Source organism: Enterococcus sp. DIV0436a, assembly GCF_051711605.1.
In the GTDB taxonomy this organism is placed as follows: Bacteria; Bacillota; Bacilli; order Lactobacillales; family Enterococcaceae; genus Enterococcus_B; species Enterococcus_B faecium.
Genome location: NZ_JBIONA010000001.1, coordinates 1,666,503 through 1,692,692 on the forward strand (window position 1 = coordinate 1,666,503; position 26,190 = coordinate 1,692,692).

Below are 26,190 nucleotides of genomic sequence, written 5' to 3' on the forward strand. Positions count from 1 at the left end.
TTACCCTCCACTACTAAGCTTTTTCAATTGGCGCAAAGGCAGCCAAAAGACGTTTTACTCCTTGACTTGGGAAAGCCACATCTAGTTCTAGATCCTTCGACGTCCCGCTTACTCGGACGACTGTTCCTAGACCCCATTTTTTGTGTTTGACTTTATCTCCAGGTTTCCAGCTGTTATTTTCCCCTCCAGTAGCACTTTTAGAGGGAACAACCGCTGTCTCTGGCTGTTTATAGCTATATGCTGTTTTTTTAGCGAATACAGGTGTTTTTTTAGGCGTAGGACGCATGCCTTCGATTTCCAGTAACTCCTGATCGATTTCTTCTACAAAACGAGAAGGTCGGTTATATTGCGTCCGTCCATATAATGTTCTGGAGAAAGCATTTGTTAAATACAACGCTTCTTCTGCTCGCGTGATCCCCACATATGCGAGACGGCGTTCTTCCTCCAGTTCGCTTTCTTCCATCAATGCTCGAGATAAAGGAAAAACCCCCTCTTCTAGACCAATCAGGAATACAACTGGAAATTCTAATCCTTTGGCTGCATGCAAAGTCATCAATGTCACTTGGGAAGCATCTTCTTCTAAATTGTCAATATCGGAAACAAGTGCCAGATCATTTAAGAAGACCGTTAGTTTTTCTTCTGGTGCATCAGCGTCTTCTTCATTTTGCTGTTCGAATTGTTTGTCGAATTCTTGTGTGACCGTTAAAAATTCCTCCAAGTTTTCGATGCGTGCTTGTGCTTCTAATGTATTTTGGATTTTTAAGTCTTCTAGATATCCGCTACGATCCAAAACCTCTTTCGTCAATTCTGTCACTGTCAAGTATGGGATCATCTGAGTGACTTCTTGGATCATCTCTCCAAATGCACCTAATTGCTGTCCTGCTTTTCCACCGATATTTGCCAGATCCACATTTTGCGCTGCTTCAAGCAGTGGCCATTCATGAAGAGAAGCAAAACTGCGTAGTTTTTCGATAGATCCTGGTCCGATGCCTCGTTTGGGCGAATTAACGATACGCTCAAAACTGATTGAATCTTGAGGATTTGCCAGCACATTCAAATACGCTAAAATATCTTTGATTTCTTTACGATCGTAGAACTTGTGCCCTCCAACCATTTTATAAGGAATATTTGCTTTCAACAGAGTTTCTTCCATTACACGAGATTGTGCGTTCGTCCGGTACAAGATGGCAAAGTCGCCGTAATTCCGATGATTGCTTCGAATCTCTTCTTGCATCCGGTCTACGATAAAACGGGTTTCGTCTCGTTCATTATCTGCACGGTAGTAAGTGATTTTGTTTCCTTCTTTGTTTTCTGTCCACAAGTTTTTTGGTTTTCGATTGCTATTGTTTTCAATGACTTGGTTTGCTGCGCTAAGGATGTTTTTCGTGGAGCGATAGTTTTGTTCTAGCAAAATTACTGCAGCATCTGGATAATCTTTTTCAAAATCCAAGATGTTCTGCATATCTGCACCGCGCCAGCCGTAAATACTTTGATCTGCATCTCCCACGACGCACAGGTTCCTAAATCTACCTGCCAATAAATTGACTAGCGTATACTGTGCGTGATTTGTATCTTGGTACTCATCTACATGAATATAATGGAATTTGTTTTGATAATATGTGAGTGAATCAGGATGTTCTTCAAATAATCGAATCGTATTCATGATCAGGTCGTCAAAGTCCATACATTGATTATATTGAAGCTCTTTTTGGTAAGCAGCATAACATTTTGCCGCAATCTCTTCGTAATAACTGCCTTGCATTTTTGTAAAATCCTGAGGGGTCTGCAGGCTGTTTTTTGCTTGAGAGATTGTTCCTAATATACTTCGAGGATCATATTTTTTCGGATCAATGTTCAGTTCTTTTAGTATCCGTTTCATCAAGGTCAGCTGTTCAGAAGAATCGATGATTGTAAAGTTCCGGTTATACCCGATAAAATCAACATCTCTTCTTAAAATACGCACACACATCGAGTGAAAAGTCGATACCCAGACATCTTCGCCTCCAGATGCGAGAATCGCATTGACACGTTCTTTCATTTCTTTTGCAGCCTTATTGGTAAAAGTAATCGCTAGGATGTTCCAAGGATTGACTTCTTTTTCCTCAATCAAATAGGCAATGCGGTGTGTCAGCACTCTCGTCTTTCCACTTCCTGCACCTGCCATTAGCAGTAATGGTCCGTCAGTGTGAAGAACAGCTTCTTTCTGACGGGGGTTCATCCCGTTTAATAATTCAGCTTTGGATGACATTAACAACATCCTTTCTTTTATCAATCTTGTTAATTATAGCATTTTCTTGGCTTTCATTAAACTAGCTAGTTCAAAATCATTTGTTTCTTTTTATGGATTTTCCCTTGTCAATTCGTTGATTTCGCGCTAAATTAAAAGAAAGCGAGGCGTTTGAATGGAAAAAAAAGGAAAAATCAAGAAATTAGATAAGACTCAGATATATTTTATTCTAAAAGGAATATTTGTTGGACTGCTGACAGGAATCGTCGTTAGCCTGTTTCGATTATCTATCGAAAAGCTAAGCGATTTAGTTCGAAGTATCTATGAAATGAGTCGGGAACAGCCGATTTACTTAATTGGCCTAGCTATTTGCTGCATCCTTGCAGCATTTTTCGTGGGTTATCTGGTCAAAAATGAACCGGATATCAAGGGAAGCGGGATTCCACAAGTAGAGGGACAGCTTCGCGGGGAATTATCAATGAACTGGTTCTCTGTTTTATGGAAAAAGTTCATTGGCGGTGTACTTTCAGTTGGTGCGGGCCTTTTTCTAGGTAGAGAAGGACCTTCTATACAGCTTGGCGCATCCATTGGACAAGGAGCTGGACAATTGTTTCGGAGTCCATCTTCAGAAGAAAAGATTTTAATTTCTAGCGGTGCAAGTAGCGGACTTGCAGCAGCATTCAATGCTCCTATCGCAGGATTACTCTTTGTTTTAGAAGAAATCCATCACTCCTTTTCTCCACTTGTTTGGCTGACATCATTTGCTTCAGCAATCACTGCTAACTTCGTCTCTCTTTACTTTTTCGGCTTGAGACCTGTTTTATATCTAGGTGATCTTCCTTCTTTGCCGTTGAAATATTATGGTTCCTTAGTGATCTTAGGAGTACTTCTAGGCGTCTTAGGTTTTATTTATCAGAAGGTCTTGCTGGCTTTGCCAAAATTTTACAACCGATTGCCTTTACCAGCTTATTTTCACGGGTTCGTTCCTTTCTTGCTGATTTTGCCAATTGGTTATTTATGGCCTAGTACTCTAGGCGGAGGCAATCAAATCGTTTTAGCTTTTGGACATGCTTCCTTGCCAATCATTATGATTATCGGTTTGTTTGTTCTTCGATTCGTTTTTTCCATGATTTCTTACGGTGGGGGTCTTCCAGGGGGAATTTTCCTTCCGATATTGACATTGGGGGCTTTAATCGGTAGCTTTTATGGAAACATTATGGTTGATTTCGGGATGGATCCAATCTACATCAAGGATTTTGTCGTTATTGCCATGGCTGGTTATTTCACAGCGATTGGAAAAGCACCGCTGACAGCAATTATTTTAGTGACAGAAATGGTTGGCTCTCTTAATCATCTGATGCCTTTAGGATTGGCTGCTCTTGTTGCTTATATCGTCAATGACCTTCTCGGCGGTAATCCAATTTACGAATCATTATTGGAACGTCTACTTGGAAATACTCAGACCGCCTCACTAAAAGGTGCAAGGACAACTTTTGATTTTCCAGTAACGGCAGAGAGTTCTTTAGACGGATTAATGGTACGAGACTTCAATTGGCCTAAAAATATGCTGCTAATCTCTATACGCAGAGGAAATCAGGAAATCTTGACTCACGGTGATACGATCATGAATGTAGGAGATATTTTGGTTATCTTGACTGATGAAGCAAACTTGCCAAGAATCAAGCAGGAAATCGAGGCTAAATCTTCTATCACAAATTTGAAGCAATCATTTTAACGAACATGGAAAAACTATTTTACAACAACTATTCATCTACACTACTTGATTCTATATGATTCTATAAAAAAAGAAGAGACTGGGAAAACCCAGCCTCTTCTTTTTTATTTCTATGCTTCTGCTGCTGCAGGAGCTTTTCTCAATAAACCATAAATCACACCAGATACGACTGCTCCGATAGCAATAAACACCAAATACATGACCGGGTGACTCAGTAAGAATACAACGAAAATCCCGCCATGAGGAGCCAGTAATTTGATCCCGAAAGCTCCGACTAATCCGCCAGTTAAAGCAGAACCAATAATAAAACTTGGAATGGCACGAATCGGGTCAGCTGCTGCAAATGGAATCGATCCTTCCGTGACAAACGATAGTCCCATCACGATGTTCGTCAAACCAGCATCTTGATCTGTTTTGCTGAATTTATTTTTAAACAAACGTGTAGCAACGAAAATTGCCAATGGAGGTACCATTCCTCCAGCCATAACAGAAGCCATCACGACACTTCCGCCAGTTGCAACAGTCGTAGCTAAAGTTGCTGTACCAAACACATAAGCGGCTTTGTTGATTGGACCGCCTAAATCTGCCGCCATCATTCCAGCTAATAATGCACCAAGTAAAGCAGCATTCGAACCACTCATACTTGTCAAGAAACCGTTCAATGCATCATTGATTGCTTTCATAGGGACATTGACCAGCAACATCAAGAAACCAGTAATCAGTAAGCCAAACACTGGATAAAAGAGGATCGTTTTAATTCCATCCAATGATTTTGGTAAGTTCTTGAATAATTTACGTAAAAATACGATGACATAACCAGCTAAGAATCCACCAATCAGTGCACCTAAGAATCCTGCACCGCCTGTATTAGCTAATGCACCAGCAGCAAATCCAACGATCAAACCAGGGCGGTCACCGATACTTGAAGCAATAAATCCTGCTAATACCGGCAGCATGAAACCAAATGCAGCTTGTCCGATTTGGTTGAACCAGCTAGCAGCTTGATTGTAATTCCCTAGATTTGATAATTGATCATGTGGCACGCCAATAAATTGGTCGATCATGAAAGAAAGCGCAATAGCGATTCCTCCACCAATAACGAAAGGTAACATGTGTGATACGCCGTTCATCAAATCTTTGTAGATTCTTTGTCCGATAGTACCATCCGCATTTCCTTCTTCTGAACTGCTTTCTTTTCCATCACCATGGAATACTGGTGCAGTACCACTAAGGGCTAGATTGATCAGCTCTTCTGGTTTACGGATACCATCACTGACAGGACGATTGATCAGTTCTTTTCCGTCAAAGCGATTCATCTCTACTTTTTTGTCTGCTGCAACGATTACACCTTCTGCACGGGCGATGTCTTCAGCAGTCAATCGGTTTTTGATTCCTTCTGAACCGTTCGTTTCGACTTTGATCTCCACACCCATTTCTTTCGCTTTTTTCTTCAGAGCATCTTCTGCCATGTAAGTGTGAGCGATCCCTGTTGGACAAGCTGTAACGGCTACAACGAATTTTCTTTCTGGATGAGCAGAAGCTTCTGCTGCTTGTGTTTCTTGTTCTGCTTTTTCTTCTGCTTCTTTTTGCTCTTCAGCTGTTTGGAACAAGTCTTGGACTTCTTCTGGTGTATTTGCTTCTTTTAATTTTCCTACGAAATCTGCGTCAATCAGCAATCGAGATAGTGCTGCTAATGCTTGCAAATGTGTGTCGTTTGCGCCTTCTGGAGCTGCGATCATGAAAAACAGATAAGTTGGCTGTCCGTCTAAGGCTTCATAATCTACTCCTTTTTGGCTTTTTGCGAATAAAACTGTTGCTTCTTTAACTGCACTGTTTTTCGCGTGAGGCATGGCGATTCCATCACCAAGACCTGTAGAAGTTTGTGCTTCGCGGGCTAGAATTCCTTCTTTATATGTTTCGATATCGGAAATCCGGCCGGCATCAAACATTTTTTGGACCATTTCATCGATTGCGCCTTTTTTATCAGTCGCTTGCAAATCCATGATCATCGCTTCTTTGACCATTAAATCCTTGATATTCATGATTATCCTCCTTGAAACTAATCAATTTTTGTGATTTCAACTTCTGGCAGCAACTCATCAATCAATTCGCGAGCTGCCAAGTCATCAGAAAAAGCTGTTGCGCTTCCGCAAGCAACTCCCCATTTAAAGGCTTCGATTGGATCTTTCGTACGGCTGTAAGCCCCAATAAAGCCGGCAATCATTGAATCCCCTGCACCTACTGAATTTTTCAATGGGCGAACTAATACATTCGTTTTATAAGTTCCTTGTTCCGTGAAGAGCAAAGCACCGTCTCCAGCCATTGAGATCAGCACATTCTGTGCCCCTTCAGCTAGCAATTTTTTACCATACGGAATGATTTCTTCTACAGATTGGAAGGTTGTATTGTAAAGCTCAGCTAATTCGTGATTGTTTGGTTTGATCAACAATGGTTTCTTAACAAGTGCATTTTTTAGGTCATCACCTGTTGTATCAATCACGAAATCTGCACCTTTTTCTCGAATGATATCAATCAGTTCTTGATAAAATCCTTTTCGCAGGCTAGCCGGCGCGCTTCCTGACAATACGACGATATCTCCTTGTCCTACTGTTCCTAATGCTTGCTTCAACTCATCGATTTCTTCATCTGAAATAGATGGGCCCAAACCGTTAATTTCAGTTTCAGTATCTGATTTTAGTTTGATATTGATTCTTGTATCTTCTTTTACGGTTGTGAACAAAGACTGGATTTGTTCTTTTTCAAGCCACTTCGAAATAAATTCGCCAGTGAACCCTCCTAAAAACCCTAGTGCTGTAGATTGAGAATCGATCCGTTTCAAAATACGGGAAACATTGATCCCTTTTCCTCCAGGTAACTTGAAGTCTTCCTTCATTCGGTTCAAATCGCCTAGTTTTAACCCATCTACGCGTACGATATAATCAATTGATGGATTAAGTGTTACTGTGTAAATCATTGTATTGCCTCCTTAATTGTTGTCTTTTCACGGAATTCATTAACGAATTCTAATGGACAACGCTCGGTTATGATCGTGGCTGCTTCCAAAGGTGCAACAGAGGTGAAGGACAACTGGTTGAATTTGGTATGATCAATCAATACAAATGTCTCTTCGGAATTTTTCATGGCTAAACGTTTAACAGCTGCCTCTTCTGGGTCCGGAGTCGTGAATCCTTGTTCAAGATGGGCACCGTTCATTCCCATAAATGCTTTATTAAAATGAAAATTTTTTAGTTGTTCTATCGCATTAGATCCTAAAACAGCATTAGTTGCCAGCTTTATCGTTCCACCTAAAATAATGGTAGCAAGCTCCAAATCAACTAAATTTGCCGCATGTTGAACGGAATTTGTCACTACTGTGATCTGTTTTCCTTGCAGAAAAGGAATCATTTCTAACGTAGTAGAGCCAGCGTCTAAATAAATGACATCTTCGTCATTAATGGTTTCAGCTGCCGATTTGGCGATTTGCTGTTTTTCGTGAACGTTTTTGAGTGATTTTTCACTCATATTCTGCTCAAAATTCAATAATTGCTCTTTCTTAGCTCCGCCATGAACTCTTTCTAGAAACCCACTATTCTCCAGCTCTTGTAAATCACGTCTTATCGTTGATTCAGAAGCATTCAAAAGGTTTACAAGATCTTGTGATTTCACGATTTTCTGCTGTTCAAGCAAGTCTAGGATTTTTTGTCTACGTTCCTCTGTAAGCATTTTCACGATCACCTCAATACAAATAATAGCATATTTTTTTTCTACTCGCAATATAAATCAGTCAAAAACGTTCATAAAAATTATAAATCAGTCAAAAAAAATAAAAAACCAGTCAAAAAGACTGGTTTTTTATTTTTTTGTCTATCATCAAGCCGTTTTATCGTTTTTATTTTCGCTTCTTGTTTTTTTCATATAAACAGAAGCAGGTTTTCTTTCCTTATGAAGAAGATAATAATAAAGTCCCATCCCGCCAAACATGACCAAAAAACCGATGACTGATCGAATAGGAAAATTAGGAACAAAAAAGAGACAGACGGATAATAATGATGCCGGAACCATTATTCGATAATAGAGTTGTTTATCCATTTTCTTCACCTCATATTTTTTGTAAAGTAATCAATTGTTCTAATTCTCGGTAATCTAAAAATTGCACACGCAGATGCTGCTCACCTTTCTTGACATCGAATTGGATACTTCGCCGCTTTTTCTTTATTCGTTTGAAGGTAACATCAGAGAGTCTATGTTTGATTTCCTTTAACGGTAATTCTGACAGGGATTCTGAAGGAACATAGATTCTTAAGGATAAAAGATACTCTTGATATTTTTCATCTGTTACCTCTACTTCTAGATATTCCCTAATATAATAACAATAAGCTTCGATTCCATTATCCAAAGCAACAGTCGGATCGATAACTTTATAGCACATCATGCGCGAGCGATTCTCGTCAACCCAAGGAAAATACGCCTGAGCATTTAGTGTTCCGCGAACACGCCTTTCTTTATAATCTCCTTGTTGAATATCATAACTTTTTGTTACAAAAAATGAAGCATTCTTTTTAGGAACAGGTTGCATTTGTGCATTCTGATACTGGACAGATTGGATCGTATGGTCAGTGTAAATGTATTCAACGAATGGCGGTTTCAATAAACCGACACCATTGTCCCAAGCAAGATGATCAAACCCAAGCTGGTCCCTAAAATAGGATTGAAACATTTGATTGTTTGGCTTTTGCCAGTTAAAGGGGTCTCGATAAAGCTGGATACATATGACTTCGTTTTCTAATTCCTTCACTTTTTCTACTTGTTGGATGTCGAGAAAAATCGGTTTAGGGATGATTTGATGATAATAGCGACTATAATACATTTCCCAACACGAAGTGAAACATAAACCTTGGTAAAAAAGATCGTATCCTGGAAATTGGTTGCAATCGACTACTACTTCCCCGTTTTGTTGTTTCATTTTAGGTAAATGTTCGATTTCATCCTTTTTCTCAAACAATAGCCGTTGAGAGATCTGTTTTGTATTGTGATAGATAAACTCGCTATAAGCTCGCATATAGGCGAACACCCCATGAGCAATCATTTTTTTCTGAATGAAGTCTCGAATCAAAAATTGCTTTTCTTTGAAAACAGAGATAGACAATACATTTTTTATCAATAATTGATTATCTTCCAAGCGAAAACTACATTCGTTCTCGTCATTTCCTACAACTAACCAACTTTCGTCTCTTACCGATGCTAGCATTATTTTTTCTTGAAGCTTTCGAAGATCATACGGATCCGCTTGTTGTGTGAAAGAGCGGATAAATGTTGGCTGGATCAACAGACGTGTCAAAATAGCCCAATCGCTTATTTCCTGTTTTTTTTCTTCTTCATTTAAGTCTGTGAGCTGGATAGTCATCAATAATTTATCTTCGCCAATCATTTTCTCACCTCTTTCAAATCTTTTTATAATTTAATTATAACCAATGATAAAGAAAAACTAAAACTTTATGTCTTAGAAACCAATTTGGACGATTACATGATAGACTAAGCAAAAAGAAGCAAAGAGGTGTTTACAATGGGGTTGAAATTTGAACGTACAGATAATTTAGATAAACTTTTCGAATCATTTGCTGTCGATCCGGAAAAAACAGTTGCACCAAAAGAAGAGATCGATCGATTTCTAAAACCACAGCCACAAAATGAAAAGAAAAAAGACAAGAAACAAAAGTAAGTTAAGCTCAAAAAAAGACTTACCAGCCAAACTTTTATGAAAGAGTTTGACTGGTAAGTCTTTTTTATTCTTTTTATGATTCAATTGCTTGTTCGATTGCTGCCCACGCTTCTTCTTTTCCCTGTTTTGTAACGGAAGAAAAGAGAATAAACGTGTCATTGCGATCAAAATCCAACGCTTTTTTGATTTCGCTCTCATGCTTGTTCCATTTACCACGAGGGATCTTATCTGCCTTAGTGGCAACAACAATTACAGGGATATCATAATACTTCAAAAATTGATACATCTGGATATCTTCTTGAGAAGGCTTATGACGCAAATCTACTAAAGAAACGACCGCACGTAGCTGGTCTCTAGTCGTTAAATATGTCTCGATCATCTTTCCCCATTTTGCTCGCTCAGTTTTGGATACTTTTGCATACCCATATCCCGGAACATCGACAAAATGTAATGCGTTCTCGATCAAATAAAAATTCAATGTCTGGGTCTTTCCTGGCTTACCGGAAGTACGGGCTAAATTCTTTCGATCAATCAATGTGTTGATAAAAGAAGATTTCCCTACATTTGATCGTCCTGCCAGAGCTATTTCTGGCAATTGTGTATCTGGATATTGTTTTGGTGCCACTGCACTTATGATAATTTCAGCTTGATGGACTTTCATGGTCTCTCTCCTTAACAAGGTGATGAATAAAGCAAGCGGCTGTCGCAAAAGCCAAAATGACTTTTACGGCAGCCTCTTTTCATCAACCCGCTTTTTTCTCTGAATCTTTATAGATTACTGTTGGCTCACCAGACAATTCAGCTGCTTCTTTTGTGATAATCACTTTTTCGATGTTTTCATTTGAAGGGATATCAAACATCACATCCATCATGATTTCTTCAATGATGGAACGAAGTCCTCGAGCACCGGTATTGCGTTCGATTGCTTTTTTCGCAATGGCTCTCAACGCTTCAGGTTCGAATTCAAGTTCGGTATTATCTAGAGAAAGAAGTTTTTGATATTGTTTGACTAGCGCATTTTTCGGCTCAGTCAAGATCCGTACCAGATCATCTGTTGTCAATTTCTCTAAAGCTGCCATAACAGGTAATCGTCCGATAAACTCAGGGATCAATCCGAATTTTAGTAAATCTTCAGGAATGATATGCTGCATGACACTTTCGTCTTCAGAAAGTTTTTGGTTTTGTGTACCAAATCCAATCGTCTTTTCGCCCATACGATTCTTCACAATCGTTTCGATGCCATCAAATGCACCACCTACGATGAACAATATGTTCGTCGTATCAATCTGAATAAATTCTTGATGTGGATGTTTACGTCCTCCCTGAGGTGGCACGCTTGCAACAGTTCCTTCTAGAATTTTCAGCAAGGCTTGTTGGACACCTTCGCCGGAAACGTCACGAGTAATAGATACATTTTCGCTTTTACGCGCAATTTTATCGATCTCATCAATATAGATGATCCCTTTTTCTGCACGTTCCACATTGTAATCAGCAGATTGAAGCAATTTAAGCAAAATGTTTTCTACATCTTCCCCCACATAACCAGCTTCTGTCAAACTTGTCGCATCTGCGATTGCAAAAGGTACATTCAATGTTTTTGCTAATGTTTGTGCTAAAAATGTTTTACCAGACCCTGTAGGTCCGATCAAGCAGATATTGCTTTTTTGCAGTTCAACATCATCTGTGTTTTCTTGTGCTTGCTGATTGACACGTTTATAGTGATTGTATACGGCAACAGCTAACGAGCGTTTTGCGCGATCTTGTCCAATCACGTAGTTATTCAATACTTCAAGAATTTCTAGTGGTTTAGGGACTTCAGTGAATTCGCGTACAGCTTCTTCATAAAATTCTTCATCAATGATTTCTTTACATAGGTCGATACATTCATTACAGATGTAGACCCCTGGACCAGCTACGATCTTTTTCACTTCTTCTTGGGTTTTCCCGCAAAAAGAACAGCGTACGGTCTCATTGCTACTTGGATTGTCATACATGGTCTTCACCCCTTAACTTGCAAAAAGTATGCAAGAAACTATCAAAGACTTTACAGTCTTTTACTATCATAACATAGTTTAGTAAAAAGAAAAAGTGTTTAACAAAGGATCAACTGACCTATACCTTTGCATTTTTTACTCTTAACAAAAAATAAGGAACTGTGACAAAATCGTGTCACAGTCCCTTATTTCGAATAAACAATTTTCTAGAAGTAGCTTCTTCAGAAATGATTTATTACTTGATTTCTATTCTTTCGCTTCTGTCGCTGTACCTGTGATCAATTCGATTGCTTTTTTCATTGTCACATCATGTTCCAGCATATCTTCTGTCAACACGCGTTTGATTTGTTCGATTGGCATGTTGTATGTTTCTGATAATTCTTGGATTTCTGCATTGATTTCTTCTTCTGTTGCTTGAAGATTTTCAGCAGCTGCAATTGCTTCGATCACAAGATTTGTTCTTGTGCGCATTTCTGCTTCACCTTCGAATTGTTTATGCAAGTCTTCTTCTGTAGAACCAGTTAATTGATAGTACATTTCAGGAGAGATACCTTGACGTTGCATGTTGTTCAAGAATTCGTCCATTGAACGATGTACTTCATCATGAACCATCACGTGTGGCAATTCAACGATTTCTGCGTTTTCAACAGCCATACGGATCGCTGCTTCATCTTTTGCATCGTCCGCTGCTTTTTCTTTTGTTTCTACTAATTCTTTGCGATATTTTTCTTTCAATTCGTCTAATGTTGATACTTCGTCATCAACATCTTTTGCGAATTCGTCATCTAATTCAGGCACTTCTTTTGCTTTTACTTCATGGATTGTCACTTTGAAGACTGCTTCTTTTCCAGCAAGATCTTCTGCTTGATAATCTTCTGGGAAAGTTACATTTACATCTAGACTTTCACCTGATTTATGACCAACTAATTGATCTTCAAAACCTGGAATGAATGAGCCTGAACCTAATTCAAGTGAGTAATTTTCGCCTTTTCCGCCATCAAACGCTTCGCCATCTACAAAGCCTTCGAAGTCGATTACTACTGTATCGCCATTTTCAGCTGCAGCATCTTCTTTGATAACTAATTCAGCTTGTGCTTCTTGTTCACGTTTGATACGTGCATCCACGTCAGCATCTGTTACTTCACGGTCTTGTTTTTCAACAACTAGATCTTTATATTGTCCTAATTTTACTTCTGGTTTCACTGTTACTTCAGCAGTGATTACCCAGTCTTGACCTTTTTCCATGCTTTCAACATCGATTTTTGGTTGAGAAACAGGATCGATGCCAGCTTCTTTGACAGCAGCTTCATAAGCTTCTGGTAATACAGCATTCAATGCATCTTCATATAAAGCTTCTTCACCGTACATACGGTTGAATACTTGACGAGAAACTTTCCCTTTACGGAATCCAGGTACGTTCAAGCTTTTTTTCACTTTATTAAACGCAGTTGTTAATCCTTTTTGGATTTCGTCTTGCGCAATCGTAAATTTTAAAACACCATCATTCGTGCCTTTTTTTTCAAATGTTGCAGTCATTTAATTCCCTCCGAGTTTAGAAATTCATTTTATACATCAAAAACGTTTCATGCATACCTTTAAATAGTACACTAACCCTTTCAAATTGTAAACATATTGAATGGATAGAATCCTTGTTTTTCATAACATTTTTATCTTTTTCACTGATAAAATCTAATGGAAGAAGATCATTTGCTGCAAAATTTTTTCTCTTTTTTTTAAAAAATCTTGTTTTTCATCTTCTGTACCTTCATACATCGTTTTTCCTGTACACGCCTCTACAGTCAGTTGAAACCAGCGCTTCGGGTCTTCGATGTATGTATCATAGACAGGATAAACAATTGCAGATTGCAACGTGAATTCTTCATTTAACACGGAACTAAGCAGCGCATCTTCATTACCGTAACGATCTGAAAATACACATAATTGCTGGTAACTTGCCTGCTGCTGCGGCTTTGGCAGATCTTTTGGTATGACTTTGACTAACTTTTCTTCAATCGTCAAATAGAAAACAGGATGGCATTCGTTCAATTGCCTAAGTGTCTCCAGTAATTTTGCCCTTGCTAAAATATGGACCTCTGGCGATACAATAAGTTTACTCGCTGTTTGGATAAACTCATGATAAGGAAGCTGTTCGATCTCATCAATAGACGCAAGCTGACGTGCAGGTTCCAACGAAGGAAGTTCCTCCGATTTATTGTGGAGTGCCTTGATCTTCTGCCTCTCCATTTGTCCGGATAATTCTTCTGCAAATTGGATTTTTTCAATGACCCGCTGCTCGAAAGCTTCATAAAAATCTGTACTTGCTATCAATTTTCTAGCATATAAAAAATCTTGTGTACTGATTAACAAGTCAAAATAAAATTCAGCAAACTCCTCATTTTGAAGATACTGTTTTTCATGCAAGAGTGCTTGCTTCAATGCTTCTTTTTTCTCGTCCAACTCGTAAAGACAAAAAACAAGCAGGCTATTAGCCTCAAAGCTTTCTTTCAACTCGTAAGCTCGTTGAAATAATTCTTTTGCCTGCTGATATTGCTGGTTTGCTAGTGCTTGTTGTGCTACTCGCATTAAATTCTCATATTTTTCTGGAAAATCAATCGGCTTCACGCAGTGTCCTCCTCTTGCTCATGTTCAGCTCATGTTCAATAGTAGCAAAACAAAAAAAGCATGACAATTAAAAATAACTGAAGCACCCTCTAAAAGCTAGATTTTAGATCTGACTTTTAGAAGGTGCTTTCAACTGTTACTGCTTTTTATTGCTCATCAGCTGTTGACTTCCTGGTTGAATGCTTTGATCAGATTGATCGTAACAACACTTGTATTAGTGAAAAAATCGCCTAGATGTTGCTTTTTCTGATTAAAGATTGCTGGAAGATACCCTAACATCAGCAAAGGAAATTTTAGAATGAACCGGCAAGCACCTTCTCTAACTAAAACGGTTGACCAGCTAAGTTCTTCTTCATCAAAGCTGATGACTCGAATACCAAAGATCATTTTCCCAATCGTTTGACCATGATTGAATTTCGTCAATAAAATAAAATACGCTAGATAAATAAGTAAGGCTGTGAATCCGTAGATACTCAGATAAGAATCTGAAAAATTAAGCCAACCTAGATTTTTGGCAATACCAAGTGTTAAACGCGTAATAGCTCCGATACACAAAAGATCGACCAAGAAAGCAAACATTCGGATAAAAAAACCTGCATAGAAATACTTAGGAAAATCATTTGCTTTTGGCGGTTCATTTCTTGTGTCCGTATACTTTTTCCATTTACGTTGTTTCTTTTTGATTTCTTCGGGCGTCAAAGGCTCTCTTTCAAAAGAGCTCAGTACCTTTTGGGAAAAGTTGGAGTCAGGTCCTACAGCAGGCTGCTGTTGCTTATCTTTTTCTTGTTCCTTATTTTCATTTGAAAGCTCTGACATGCTTACTCACCTCCGTAATAATACATTGCTTTTGGTGATTCCGCTGTCCCTAGATTCTCAAGAACGGATAAGATCTGACTAGTCTCAGAAGGCTTCAATCCCTGGAATTCTGCTAGTTTACTTCCTAACCATGTACTAGCAAACCCAGATGGCGTGGAAGAATATTCTACTAGTTCCGCATCTTCAAGCTGTTGTTCCTTTCGCATAGCTTTTAAAGCATCTTCAGGAAATCCCAATTCATCGACTAAACCTACTTCTTTTGCTTGGACACCATCATAAATCCTTCCATCAGCAATTTTTTTGACTTCTTCTTCAGATTTATTCCGTCCCTCGCTGACGATTGCTACAAAACGACTATATGCGCTGTCGATATATGCTTGAAGCACCGCTTCTTCTTCTTTTGTCTCTGGTCGCGTTCCTGAACCCATATCTTTCAACGCTCCGCTTTTAACTGTTGTATCTTCCACACCCAGTTTTTCTAGAAGTCCTGAATAATTCAATCCTGACATGATCACACCAATTGAGCCGGTCACTGTTTCTTCTGTTGCAAAGATTTTATCTGCTTGAGCAGAAATATAGTAGCCACCGCTAGCTGCCATGTTTTTCATGCTGACATACATTGGGATATCATGTTCTTTACGAATCGTATCCAATTTCTTAGCGATTTCCGCACTTTCGTAGACACCGCCACCAGGAGAATTTACTTCTAAAAAGATACCTTTGACTGTTGGATCTTCTTCAATCGCCTTCAGTTGTTCCATAAAATTTTTATGATTGTAACCTTCAGAAGCAAATAAACCTGAAGACCCTCCCGCAGCAATCGTTCCATCTACTGATAATTTTACGATTTTTTGCGTACTGTCTCCCTCTTCCAACACATTTGAAGCTAGTTCTTCATCCCCATATAACCAACTGTTCAATCCCTCAATTTGATCGTTTTCCTGAGGCTTAGTCAAACTAGCTGAAACTAACGAAACCACAAATAATCCTGCAGCAATCAGAACTGCTGCCCAACGTCTCTTATTCATTCTTTCTCCTTTCTAATACAAGTTTTTTATGACGATCACAGTTTCTGACTGCTCAGAAGTGTCGAACCGCTCTGGTTTTTCTTCCCGCGCATACCCGGAAAACGACTCTTTTGTCAATTCATCTTCTACCGTAAACTCACGAGCTTGAGCAACTTCCAAGGCATCAGGTGCGATTTCTTGGATGCTATCCCAGCCAGTATCTAAAAATATTTTCGTATCATCTGATACACCAGCTGATGCTTCGAATTTGGACAATTGTTTTTTTAACATTCCCAGTGTCATGATCTCAATTTTTGAATCCATTTTTACTCCTCCTCTATCCGATTACTTTCTATTGTACCGAACTCCTGAAAAAGATGATAGATAAAAACCCATTATTTTTTGACATAAAAAGAGCATTTGACAAAGCATTTGATATATACCAATTTATTTTTTATTCTTTTTTTGTTGACAAGAACATTCGCAAAAGGTTATGATTTTAAATGTTTCCAGATAAAAAACAAAAGAGGAGGATAGTTATACCTTTTAGGATAGCGCCAGGTCTGTGTAAACAGATGACGAGGAGAGGGTTTATCGAAAGATTCGGCGGATGGCCCTAGGGACTGCACTCTACAGAAAATCCACAAAAAATATCTGCAAAGATAAAACAAAAGGATTTTCCTGCAGCTGGAAGCATTCATACGAATTCATTATAGAAAGTAGGATGTTTTTTATGTGCGGAATTGTTGGAATGATTGGATTAAAAAATGTAACACCAGGATTGATTGACGGTCTAGAGAAATTAGAATACCGTGGTTATGATTCAGCTGGTATCTTTGTCTCAGATGGCACAACTGATTATCTGGTCAAAGCACAAGGCAGAATTCAAAATTTGAAAAACAAAATAAATATTGATACTACAGGAAATATAGGTATTGGTCATACACGCTGGGCAACTCACGGGCAACCTTCTGAAGAAAACGCCCATCCACATACTTCCCAAAGTGGACGCTTCGTGCTCGTTCACAATGGCGTAATCGAAAACTTTGAAGAACTTAAAATTGCTTATTTAGCAAATGACCACTTTATTGGTGAGACCGATACTGAGATTATCGCTCATCTAATTGAAACTTTCGCGAAGGATACTACAACGCAAGAGGCGTTTTTAAAAGCTTTGCGGGTCATCAAAGGTTCTTACGCTTTCGCTTTGATTGATCGGACAGCACCTGATGTTATTTACGTCGCTAAAAATAAAAGTCCACTATTAATCGGACTCGGCGATGGATTCAATGTGATTGCCAGCGATGCAATGGCTATGCTTGCTCATACGAAGGAATTCGTTGAGATTGAAGATGAAGAGATGGTTACCGTCACATCAGAAAAAGTTATTATTCAAAATTTTGCAGGTGACATCGTAGAACGTTCTTCATTCGAAGCACAAGTAGATTCTTCAGATATCGAGAAAGGTACCTATCCTTTTTATATGCTGAAAGAAATCGACGAACAGCCTATTATCATGCGTCGTATCGCTCAAAAATACGTAACAGAAGACAATCGTGTCTCTCTTGATCAAAAGCTGGTCGATACATTGTCTGATAGCGATCGAATCTATATCGTTGCTTGCGGAACTAGTTACCATGCGGGGTTAGCAGGTAAACAGACTTTGGAAAAATTGACACAGATCCCTGTTGAGGTTCATTTAGCCAGTGAATTTGGCTATAACACACCTCTTCTTTCAAAAAAACCATTCTTTATTTTCTTGAGTCAAAGTGGCGAAACAGCAGATAGCCGCCAAGTTCTGGTAAAAATCAACCGTCTCGGCTACCCTTCACTTACGATTACAAATGTTGCTGGTTCTACTCTTTCGCGGGAAGCATCCTTTACACTGCTATTGCATGCTGGACCCGAAATCGCAGTAGCATCAACGAAAGCTTATACTGCACAAATAGCTGTACTAACTTTATTAGCCAAAGCTATCGGTGATAAAAAAGAATTTGAAACTTCTCTTGTATTCGATATCACTCATGAATTGAGTTTAGTTGCTAATGCGATGGAATCGGTCATCGCCCAAAAAGATTATTTAGAAGAGTTGGCAGAAGTATATCTCAGCGATACAAGAAATGCCTTTTACATTGGACGTGGCGCTGACTACAACGTTTCTCTTGAAGCTGCTTTGAAATTGAAAGAAATCAGTTATATCCAGGCAGAAGGTTTTGCCGCTGGCGAATTGAAACATGGAACGATTGCTTTGATCGAAGAAGGAACACCAGTGATCGGAATCATCAGTGAAGAAGTGACTGGTGCGCATACTCGAGGAAACCTGAAAGAAGTCGAAAGCCGTGGCGCTAAAACACTAGTTATTGTCTCAGAGGGATTAGAAAAGGAAAGTGACCAGCTGGTGCTACCAACTGTCCACCCTTATCTAACTACTCTAACCACAGTCGTACCGACTCAATTACTTGCATATTACGCAACGCTATTACGGGGATTCGACGTTGACAAACCACGTAATTTAGCGAAATCAGTGACAGTAGAATAATAAAAGAACAAGGACCAGTGTCAGACATCTGACACTGGTCCTTGTTCTTTTATTTTTTATGAAAATATCTCTTAATCCAGTCCGATTTCTTCTTTGACTACTGCCGCGATTTTATCGACATAGTAATTAACTTTCTCATCAGTAGGCGCTTCTGCCATCACTCGAAGTAATGGTTCTGTACCGGAAGGACGAACTAGGATTCTTCCTTCTGATCCCATTTCAGCTTCTGCCTCTTCAATCACTTTTTTGATTGCCGGAACATCCATCGCACCGTTTTTATCACTTACGCGGATATTCACTAATTTTTGCGGATAGATTGTTACCTCTGCTGCAAGCTCTGATAATTTCTTACCTGTCTGTTTCATGATATTCAGTAACTGAATTCCTGAAAGCATCCCATCTCCAGTTGTGTTAAAATCTAAGAAAATCATGTGCCCAGACTGCTCGCCGCCAAAGTTATAATCGTTTTTGCGCATTTCTTCTACAACGTAACGATCACCAACTTGTGTAACGACATCTTTCAAACCGATTCCTTCCACCGCTTTGTGGAATCCTAAGTTACTCATGACAGTCGTAACGATCGTATCTTTTTTCAATCGATTTTTTTCTGCCAAGTATTTAGCACAGATAAACATGATTTTATCACCGTCGACAATGTTTCCAAGTTCATCCACCGCAATAATACGATCGCCATCGCCATCGAAAGCTAGTCCAGCATCTGCTCCTTTTTCAACGACCATCTCAGCTAAACGTTCTGGATGGGTAGAGCCTACGCCATCATTGATATTTAACCCGTCTGGATTTGTGCCCATGGTATAAAAATCTGTTTCAAGATCGGCAAACAAACGATTAACACTTGTTGAAGTTGCTCCGTTTGCTGCATCGACACAAATGGTCAAACCGGAAAGGTCACCGTTGATCGTTTGTACAAGGAATTGAGAATATTTCAATAAGCCTTCTGGAAATTCTTCTACAGTTCCCAATCCTTCAGCTGATGGACGAGGCAATTCATCCACTTCAGCATCTAATAATGCTTCAATTTCTAGCTCTTGGTCATCTACTAGTTTAAAACCATCTGCACCGAAAAATTTGATTCCATTATCTTGTGCTGGATTATGAGAAGCAGAAATCATGACCCCTGCGCTTGCTTTTTGCAAACGTGTCAGATAAGCAACACCTGGTGTAGAGATCACACCTAGCTGGAACACTTCGATACCCACCGATAAAAGTCCTGAAATCAGCGCTTCTTCTAACATTTGACCTGAGATTCTTGTATCCCGCCCTACTAACACGCGTGGGCGTTTTCCTTCTTCTTCATGCTGGCTTAGGACATAACCTCCGCACCGTCCCAGCTTAAATGCAAGTTCTGGCGTAAGTTCCTTGTTGGCTTCACCGCGTACGCCGTCTGTTCCAAAATATTTACCCATAGTTGTAAAATTACTCCTTTAACTTAATTTTCTGAGGAATTTGTTCTGCTCATTTGTGTTGATTCGCTTGTTTCTGATGTTTCTTCTGTACTTGTGGTCGAGCTGCTTGTCCCAGATTCCGAACTGGAAGAAATGGTTGTTGTCGATGGTTCCGTTCCTGAATCAGCAGATGAAATACTTCTACTCGTACTTGTATTTTCTTGTGTCCGACTGCTCGTCGAAGCAGAGCTACTGCTTGACGTTTGCAACACGGGTGTAATCTCCACACTAACTGATTCGGGCTTGATACTTAACCCCTCTTCTACTGGTATTTCAATTTTACGAGTTGTTCGATGATTGATACCTGAGACATTGATCGGTACAGCAATACTGTCACCGATCGATGCAAGCAAATCGCTAGAGCCGCTTACTTCTGCTTCCAGTTTTGAAAAACTGAAATCATAGCTTTCTACCCCGGCAGCAGGTGTTCCTTGCTGTATCCCATAAAGTCGTACCGACTTGCTTGGCTTGATCGAATCAGCTCTCACTGTTACTTGCACTGGATCAGAGACGATACTTAATACTTCCCCTGCTGCATTCAGCGCCTGTATTGGGACCTCACTATTAATCCCATCATCTGTGACCATCGAAGCGTCCACATCAGCTACTACTCGTTTGATTTCTGCCAATGTTTTGTCACCTGTAGTGATAGAGACTTTTTTAGGACTAACGGAAGTATCATCAAGTTCATATCCAGATGGTGTGAACGTTGAAGGAATCAACGTTTCCACATCGAAATCTTTTATTACCTTTTTCTCAACCGTTACTGTAATAGTCGATGGTTCGATCTTTGCTGTGACAGCACTGCTCAAATTTTGAATTTTTAGCGGAACCTCATGTGTTCCTTCGCCCAGCTTAGTGATATCTGCTGTGACGCGGAACATCCGTGTATCTTCGTTTGCCTCTGCATTCAACTGAACTCGGTTTGCACTGGAAAGTTTGACAGTCACTGCATTTTCATATCCATGGATATAGTAGCGCTTTGAATCATAAGAAATCTTGATCGGCACCCCAGTAACTGTTTGATTATACGCTTCATTTCCAGAAAGCGTATTTGGAACGGACTGGCCATTTGCATTGAAGTACAGCGCAATACTGAACAGCAATGCAATAAAACTGTAAAGAATGCTTGTCCGTTTCTCTTTTGAGATCATTTGCGATCCCCTCCCTTAGTCATACCGTCTAGGAAAGATTGAATCACGTTTTTCTTGTTTTTTGTTTTCTCTTCAGCAATCAGTTCTCTACGCAAAATTGCCAAATATTCTTGCTGGGATAAGCCAGCCATCAGTTCATTATCTAATGTAATGCTGACATCCCCAGTTTCTTCAGAGACAACGATGGTAATCGCGTCGCTGACTTCGCTTATACCGACAGCTGCCCGGTGTCGAGTCCCGAATTCTTTTGGAATCAACATACTTTCTGATAGAGGAAGATAGGCGCTTGCTACTGCGATCTTTCCTTCTTTTACAATAACTGCACCGTCATGCAGCGGTGTATTAGGAATAAAGATATTGATCAGCAGCTCTCCAGTGATATCTGCATCTAATGCAATTCCTGTCTCAATATACTCATCTAATCCAGTATGCCGTTCGATAGTGATCAACGCACCGATTTTTCGCTTGGACATATATTGGATGGCTTTGTCAAAAGACAAGATCATCTTCTCATCTTCCTGCTGTTCGCTTTTTGATTGTTTGAAAAGCGAACTGCGTCCAAGATGTTCCAGTCCTCTCCGGATTTCCGGCTGAAAAATCACGATAGCAGCTATCACCCCGTACGTAATGACTTGGTTCATCAGCCAAGACAAGGTGTGCAGACCAATGATTTCCGCTACGATTCGGATAACAATAAAAATAGCTACACCTTTCAGAAGCTGAATCGCTTTTGTGCCTCGCAGCAGTTGGATCAGTTTGTATACAAGATACCAGACAACCAGAATATCAAGTATGTTCACCAAAAAATTCAGAGAGAACAAGTCACCGGAAAACATTTGCTGCCAATAGTCCAAATTAAAAAGTTCCCCGATTTGAAATGACATAAAAAGCCTCTCTTCTCTTTTGAGATTTCCTCTCTAGTATATCATATGTTTTAATTTTAGAGGCTGATCTGCTCGTATTTTTCTTGAGAAAAACGCATAATTTTCAGGAAAATTGCAAGTATGCGTTTTATTTTTCTCTGCAATAAATATTTTTAAACTTCAGAGAATTATTCATTATATTTTTTCTGTTATTTTTCCTTTTTTTCTTTTGTAGCTTGTTCCATTTTTTTACGTCGTTCTGCTCTGGCAGCTCTTCTAGCAGCTCTTCTTTCTTCTGCTTCAAGGTCCGTCGTTTTTTCTTTTCTAGTCTTAACGGGTACATCGATAGATTCCTCTGGTTCAAGTCGTTTCTTGATTTTTTCTAATTCTCCCGTCAGTGCAGCATAGTTGTAAAAACGTGTTTTAGCGTCTTGGACAGTCTTTTCAAATAAAGCTTTTGCAAGATTTGGATTTGCGTTCTCTAGCGAGGAAAAGCGAACTTGTTTCCTCATGAAATCAGGCATAGCAGAGAAATCAGGTTTTTTGTAGTCCAAAGTCATTGGGTTCTTGTTTTTTTCGACCATTGCAGGGTTATATCGATATAATGACCAATAGCCAGAAGAAACAGCTTCTTTTGCTTCTTTAAGCGATTCTTTCATTCCACCAAGCAAACCATGTGTGATACAAGGCGTATAGGCAATGATTAAAGAAGGTCCAGGATACTTTTCTGCTTCTTCAAAAGCCTTTATCGTCTGCATTTGATTGGCACCTGAAGCAATTTGCGCCACATAAACATTTCCATATGTCATCGCCATCATTCCTAGATCTTTCTTTGAAGCATACTTTCCACTAGCCGAAAATTTAGCGATTGCCGAAGCTGGTGTTGCTTTTGAGGTTTGACCGCCAGTATTGGAATAGACTTCGTTATCCAAAACAAGAATATTCACGTCTGCTCCGCTGGCAAGTACATGATCGATCCCGCCAAAACCAATGTCGTAAGCCCATCCGTCTCCACCAATCATCCATTGGCTGTTTTTTACGAATAGATCCTTTCTCTTGTATATATCCTCCAGTTCAGGGACAATTGATCGTTCGCTTTCGATCGCAGCTTGCAGTTTTGCTGCTCTTTGCTGCGTTCCTTCACTCTCAAACATGTGTACCAACCAGTCTTCCATCAATTCTCGTAGTTCTTCTGATACTTTTGGCAATACTTCTTTGATTGAACTTGCCAAAGCCTCGCGACGAGTCTGTGCCGCTAGAAGCATACCATAACCAAATTCAGCATTATCTTCCAATAAAGAATTTGACCATGCAGGCCCTTGACCACATTCATTTGTCGTATAAGGAGAAGCAGGAGAAGCACCGCCCCAAATAGAAGAACAGCCTGTCGCATTCGCGATCATCATTCGATCACCGAACATTTGTGTCAATAATTTTACATAAGGTGTTTCGCCACAGCCTGAGCAAGCGCCCGAGAATTCAAGAAGCGGTTGATTGAATTGTGTAGACAAGACAGTATTCTTTCCTTTGACTGGATTTGCTTTTTGTCTTAATGTCATTGCAAAAGCCCAATTCACAGCTTGTTCTTTCTGTTCTTCATAAGGCTTCATCACTAAAGCTTTTTCTTTTGCGGGACAAGCCTCTACACACAGACCACAACCTGTACAGTCTTCCACTGAAACTTGGATACGGTATTTTACGCCGTCTGCGCCTCGCATTTCTCTCACGATAAATCCTTCTGGCGCTTCTTCCATTTCCTCTTCATCTGCTAAAAATGGACGGATGGCAGCATGAGGACAAACAAAGGCACATTCATTACACATCGTACAGCGATCACTAATCCACTCAGGTACTTCTAAAGCGACGCCCCGCTTTTCCATAGAAGCCGTTCCTAAAGGCATTTCGCCAGTTGTCATTCCATTTGCTACAAGTGTACCAACAGAGAGTTGATTTCCTTCCTGTGCATTCACTGGTTCAAGTATTTCTTGTACATAACCAGTGTTCCTTTTATTGATTTTTTCAGGCATCTCCAACGTTCTCCAATGGTCTGGGATCGCGACTTGATGAAGCAGTTCGGTCGTCCGATCGATTGCTTGTATGTTTTTTTCTACGATAGCCATTGATTTATGTCCATAGCTTTTCAGGGCTTCTTCTTTTAGCAGCGGAATCACCTCATCAAAAGGAATGATGTCAGCTAATTTAAAAAAAGCCGTTTCCATTGCCGTATTGATCCGGCGTCCCAAACCGACTTCTTGGGCCAATCTCATGGCATTGATCGTATAGAATCTAATGTTATTTTCAGCCAAGTAACGTTTTAATTTTAAGGGCAGATGCGTTTCTAATTGTTCGTCGCTCCAAAGAGTATTCAATAAAAAAATGCCACCTGGCTTCAATCCTTTGACCAAGTCATAGCTATGCAGGTAAGCTGGTGTGTGACAGGCAACAAGGTCCGCATGCTCGACAAGATACGCAGAACGTATCGGCGTATCTCCAAAACGAAGATGAGAGACAGTTAGACCGCCAGATTTTTTCGAATCATAATAAAAATAGCCTTGCGCATATTTATCGGTGTGATCTCCAATAATCTTGATAGCTGATTTATTTGCTCCGACTGTTCCGTCAGATCCAAACCCCCAAAACTTGGCCTGGAATGTTTGCGGTTCTGTCAAATCCAGACTTTCCTTTGGTTCCAAAGATTGATAAGTCACATCATCAACGATCCCTATGGTGAAACGTTTTTTGCGTATGCTTGGGTCTTTTTGCAATTCATCAAAAACTGCTGAGATTTGGTCGGGAGTCACATCTTTAGACCCCAATCCGTAGCGACCACCAATAGCAGCCAGGCGAAGTTCAGAATCATATAACGCACTTTGAACGTCTAATAAGAGAGGTTCTCCACCTGCCCCTGGTTCTTTACTTCGATCAAGAACAGCAATTGTTTTTACTGTATGAGGCAACTTTTGCACGAATGTTTCCACTGGAAAAGGACGATAAAGATGGATATTCAAAAAACCTGTTTTCCGTCCGTTTGCATTCAAGTAATCAATCGTTTGTTCAATCGTCTGTGCAACTGATCCCATAGAAACAATGACTTCTTCCGCATCGTCTGCTCCGTAATAAGTCACCAAGTCATAAGAAGTTCCTCGTAATCGGTTGATCTCTTTCATATATTTTTGAACGATTTCAGGTAATTTATCATAATAGGGGTTGATCGTTTCACGTTGTTGAAAATGGATGTCTGGATTCTGGTTCGTACCACTAACAGTCGGATGATTGGGATTCATCCCTCGTTTACGAAATGAAGCTAATTTCTCCTGATTGATCAGAGGAGCTAATTCTTCATATTCCAAAACTTCGATTTTTTGAATCTCGTGACTCGTACGGAATCCATCAAAGAAATTCAAAAAAGGGACTTCTCCTTCAATAGAAGCAAGATGGGCAACAGGTGCTAAATCCATCACTTCTTGTACACTGCTTTCAGCTAACATAGCAAATCCTGTTTGTCTTGCAGCCATCACGTCTCCGTGATCTCCGAAAATATTCAACGCATTTGTCGTCACTGCCCGACTAGCAACGTGGAAAACACTTGGCAGTAGTTCCCCAGCAATCTTGTACATATTCGGTATCATCAAAAGCAGCCCTTGTGAAGCGGTATATGTAGTTGTCAGTGCACCAGTTTTCAATGATCCATGGACCACACCAGCTGCTCCTGCTTCGGATTGCATTTCTACTACTTTTACTGGTTGACCGAATACATTTTCTTTTCCTGCTGCTGACCATTGATCTACTAATTCAGCCATGGTCGAACTGGGTGTTATTGGATATATTGCAGCAATCTCGGTAAATGCATAAGAAATATATGCGGCTGCCGTATTGCCATCCATTGTTTTCATTTTTCGCATGATTCATCATCCTTGTTCATATTCTCTCTTATTATCTGTTCCATTATAACGTAAAACATTCCATTTTTTTCTTTTATTTATAAAAATATTTTACATATATCTATTTGAATTGGTCATCTAATTTTTAGACAAACAGTCTAAATCGT

Annotated in this window: 20 protein-coding genes; 3 read left to right on the forward strand and 17 right to left on the reverse strand. The window is 39.6% G+C overall.

Translation table 11 applies throughout. The features are described from left to right. Window positions 1–13: 13 nt before the first annotated feature. On the reverse strand, window positions 14–2,248 hold the full coding sequence (gene pcrA, locus IGL15_RS08150) for a DNA helicase PcrA (protein WP_002323985.1): 2,235 nt from the start codon (window positions 2,246–2,248) through the stop codon (window positions 14–16). A 154-nt stretch (window positions 2,249–2,402) separates the two neighbouring features. On the opposite strand from pcrA, the gene IGL15_RS08155 reads away from it, so the two are divergent. Continuing rightward, entirely contained in the window at window positions 2,403–3,962 is a 1,560-nt protein-coding gene (locus IGL15_RS08155) for a ClC family H(+)/Cl(-) exchange transporter (RefSeq protein WP_010727610.1), read from the forward strand. A 110-nt stretch (window positions 3,963–4,072) separates the two neighbouring features. Here the strand turns inward: IGL15_RS08155 and IGL15_RS08160 are convergent, their stop codons facing one another. From IGL15_RS08160 to IGL15_RS08180, 5 genes are all read right to left on the reverse strand, one after another. Beyond that, entirely contained in the window at window positions 4,073–6,004 is a 1,932-nt protein-coding gene (locus IGL15_RS08160) for a PTS fructose transporter subunit IIABC (protein WP_002323114.1), read from the reverse strand. Between the two features lie 17 nt (window positions 6,005–6,021). Continuing rightward, window positions 6,022–6,936 carry a 1-phosphofructokinase gene (gene pfkB / locus IGL15_RS08165; RefSeq protein WP_002288484.1) on the reverse strand — a complete coding sequence of 305 codons (915 nt, stop codon included), beginning with the start codon at window positions 6,934–6,936 and terminating at the stop codon, window positions 6,022–6,024. Further along, the gene (locus IGL15_RS08170) at window positions 6,933–7,685 is read right to left on the reverse strand and encodes a DeoR/GlpR family DNA-binding transcription regulator (RefSeq protein ID WP_002288485.1); all 753 of its coding nucleotides are present in this window, start codon (window positions 7,683–7,685) and stop codon (window positions 6,933–6,935) included. The genes pfkB and IGL15_RS08170 overlap by 4 nt, the downstream gene beginning before the upstream one ends. A 147-nt stretch (window positions 7,686–7,832) precedes the next feature. Further along, window positions 7,833–8,051 carry a hypothetical protein gene (locus tag IGL15_RS08175; protein ID WP_104765485.1) on the reverse strand — a complete coding sequence of 73 codons (219 nt, stop codon included), beginning with the start codon at window positions 8,049–8,051 and terminating at the stop codon, window positions 7,833–7,835. Between the two features lie 10 nt (window positions 8,052–8,061). Continuing rightward, on the reverse strand, window positions 8,062–9,390 hold the full coding sequence (locus IGL15_RS08180) for a hypothetical protein (protein WP_002288487.1): 1,329 nt from the start codon (window positions 9,388–9,390) through the stop codon (window positions 8,062–8,064). Between the two features lie 135 nt (window positions 9,391–9,525). Here IGL15_RS08180 and IGL15_RS08185 point away from each other — a divergent pair, with 135 nt between their 5' ends. After that, window positions 9,526–9,681, forward strand: a complete 156-nt coding sequence (locus tag IGL15_RS08185) for an SPJ_0845 family protein (RefSeq protein WP_002288488.1) — start codon at window positions 9,526–9,528, stop codon at window positions 9,679–9,681. Between the two features lie 73 nt (window positions 9,682–9,754). Here the strand turns inward: IGL15_RS08185 and yihA are convergent, their stop codons facing one another. The 7 genes from yihA to IGL15_RS08220 all read right to left on the reverse strand — a co-directional run bounded on the left by yihA (window position 9,755) and on the right by IGL15_RS08220 (window position 16,444). After that, the gene (gene yihA, locus IGL15_RS08190) at window positions 9,755–10,342 is read right to left on the reverse strand and encodes a ribosome biogenesis GTP-binding protein YihA/YsxC (RefSeq protein ID WP_002288491.1); all 588 of its coding nucleotides are present in this window, start codon (window positions 10,340–10,342) and stop codon (window positions 9,755–9,757) included. 82 nt (window positions 10,343–10,424) lie between these two features. Next, on the reverse strand, window positions 10,425–11,675 hold the full coding sequence (clpX, locus tag IGL15_RS08195; protein WP_002294425.1) for an ATP-dependent Clp protease ATP-binding subunit ClpX: 1,251 nt from the start codon (window positions 11,673–11,675) through the stop codon (window positions 10,425–10,427). 246 nt (window positions 11,676–11,921) lie between these two features. Then, window positions 11,922–13,211, reverse strand: coding sequence for a trigger factor (gene tig / locus IGL15_RS08200; RefSeq protein ID WP_002292069.1), 1,290 nt, complete (start codon window positions 13,209–13,211; stop codon window positions 11,922–11,924). A 153-nt stretch (window positions 13,212–13,364) separates the two neighbouring features. Further along, the gene (locus IGL15_RS08205) at window positions 13,365–14,297 is read right to left on the reverse strand and encodes a hypothetical protein (RefSeq protein ID WP_002323140.1); all 933 of its coding nucleotides are present in this window, start codon (window positions 14,295–14,297) and stop codon (window positions 13,365–13,367) included. A 156-nt stretch (window positions 14,298–14,453) separates the two neighbouring features. Next, entirely contained in the window at window positions 14,454–15,113 is a 660-nt protein-coding gene (locus IGL15_RS08210; protein WP_002323141.1) for an RDD family protein, read from the reverse strand. A gap of 2 nt (window positions 15,114–15,115) precedes the next feature. After that, on the reverse strand, window positions 15,116–16,141 hold the full coding sequence (sppA, locus tag IGL15_RS08215) for a signal peptide peptidase SppA (RefSeq protein ID WP_002323142.1): 1,026 nt from the start codon (window positions 16,139–16,141) through the stop codon (window positions 15,116–15,118). Between the two features lie 12 nt (window positions 16,142–16,153). Continuing rightward, window positions 16,154–16,444 (reverse strand): hypothetical protein, encoded by a 291-nt coding sequence (locus IGL15_RS08220; protein WP_104765486.1) that lies wholly within the window; start codon window positions 16,442–16,444, stop codon window positions 16,154–16,156. A 409-nt stretch (window positions 16,445–16,853) separates the two neighbouring features. On the opposite strand from IGL15_RS08220, the gene glmS reads away from it, so the two are divergent. Beyond that, window positions 16,854–18,659 carry a glutamine--fructose-6-phosphate transaminase (isomerizing) gene (gene glmS, locus IGL15_RS08225; RefSeq protein ID WP_002323144.1) on the forward strand — a complete coding sequence of 602 codons (1,806 nt, stop codon included), beginning with the start codon at window positions 16,854–16,856 and terminating at the stop codon, window positions 18,657–18,659. A 71-nt stretch (window positions 18,660–18,730) separates the two neighbouring features. On the opposite strand, the gene glmM is transcribed toward glmS, so the two are convergent. The 4 genes from glmM to nifJ all read right to left on the reverse strand — a co-directional run bounded on the left by glmM (window position 18,731) and on the right by nifJ (window position 26,044). Then, the gene (glmM, locus tag IGL15_RS08230; RefSeq protein ID WP_002287824.1) at window positions 18,731–20,086 is read right to left on the reverse strand and encodes a phosphoglucosamine mutase; all 1,356 of its coding nucleotides are present in this window, start codon (window positions 20,084–20,086) and stop codon (window positions 18,731–18,733) included. Window positions 20,087–20,109: 23 nt separating this feature from the next. Continuing rightward, the gene (locus IGL15_RS08235; RefSeq protein WP_002287822.1) at window positions 20,110–21,279 is read right to left on the reverse strand and encodes a CdaR family protein; all 1,170 of its coding nucleotides are present in this window, start codon (window positions 21,277–21,279) and stop codon (window positions 20,110–20,112) included. Then, a complete protein-coding gene (cdaA, locus tag IGL15_RS08240; RefSeq protein ID WP_002287821.1) occupies window positions 21,276–22,163 on the reverse strand; it encodes a diadenylate cyclase CdaA in 888 nt (295 codons plus the stop codon). Before cdaA ends, IGL15_RS08235 begins: the two co-directional genes overlap by 4 nt. 188 nt (window positions 22,164–22,351) lie before the next feature. Continuing rightward, window positions 22,352–26,044: a pyruvate:ferredoxin (flavodoxin) oxidoreductase gene (gene nifJ, locus IGL15_RS08245; RefSeq protein WP_104765399.1), complete on the reverse strand. Its 3,693-nt coding sequence runs from the start codon at window positions 26,042–26,044 to the stop codon at window positions 22,352–22,354. Window positions 26,045–26,190 lie beyond the last annotated feature (146 nt).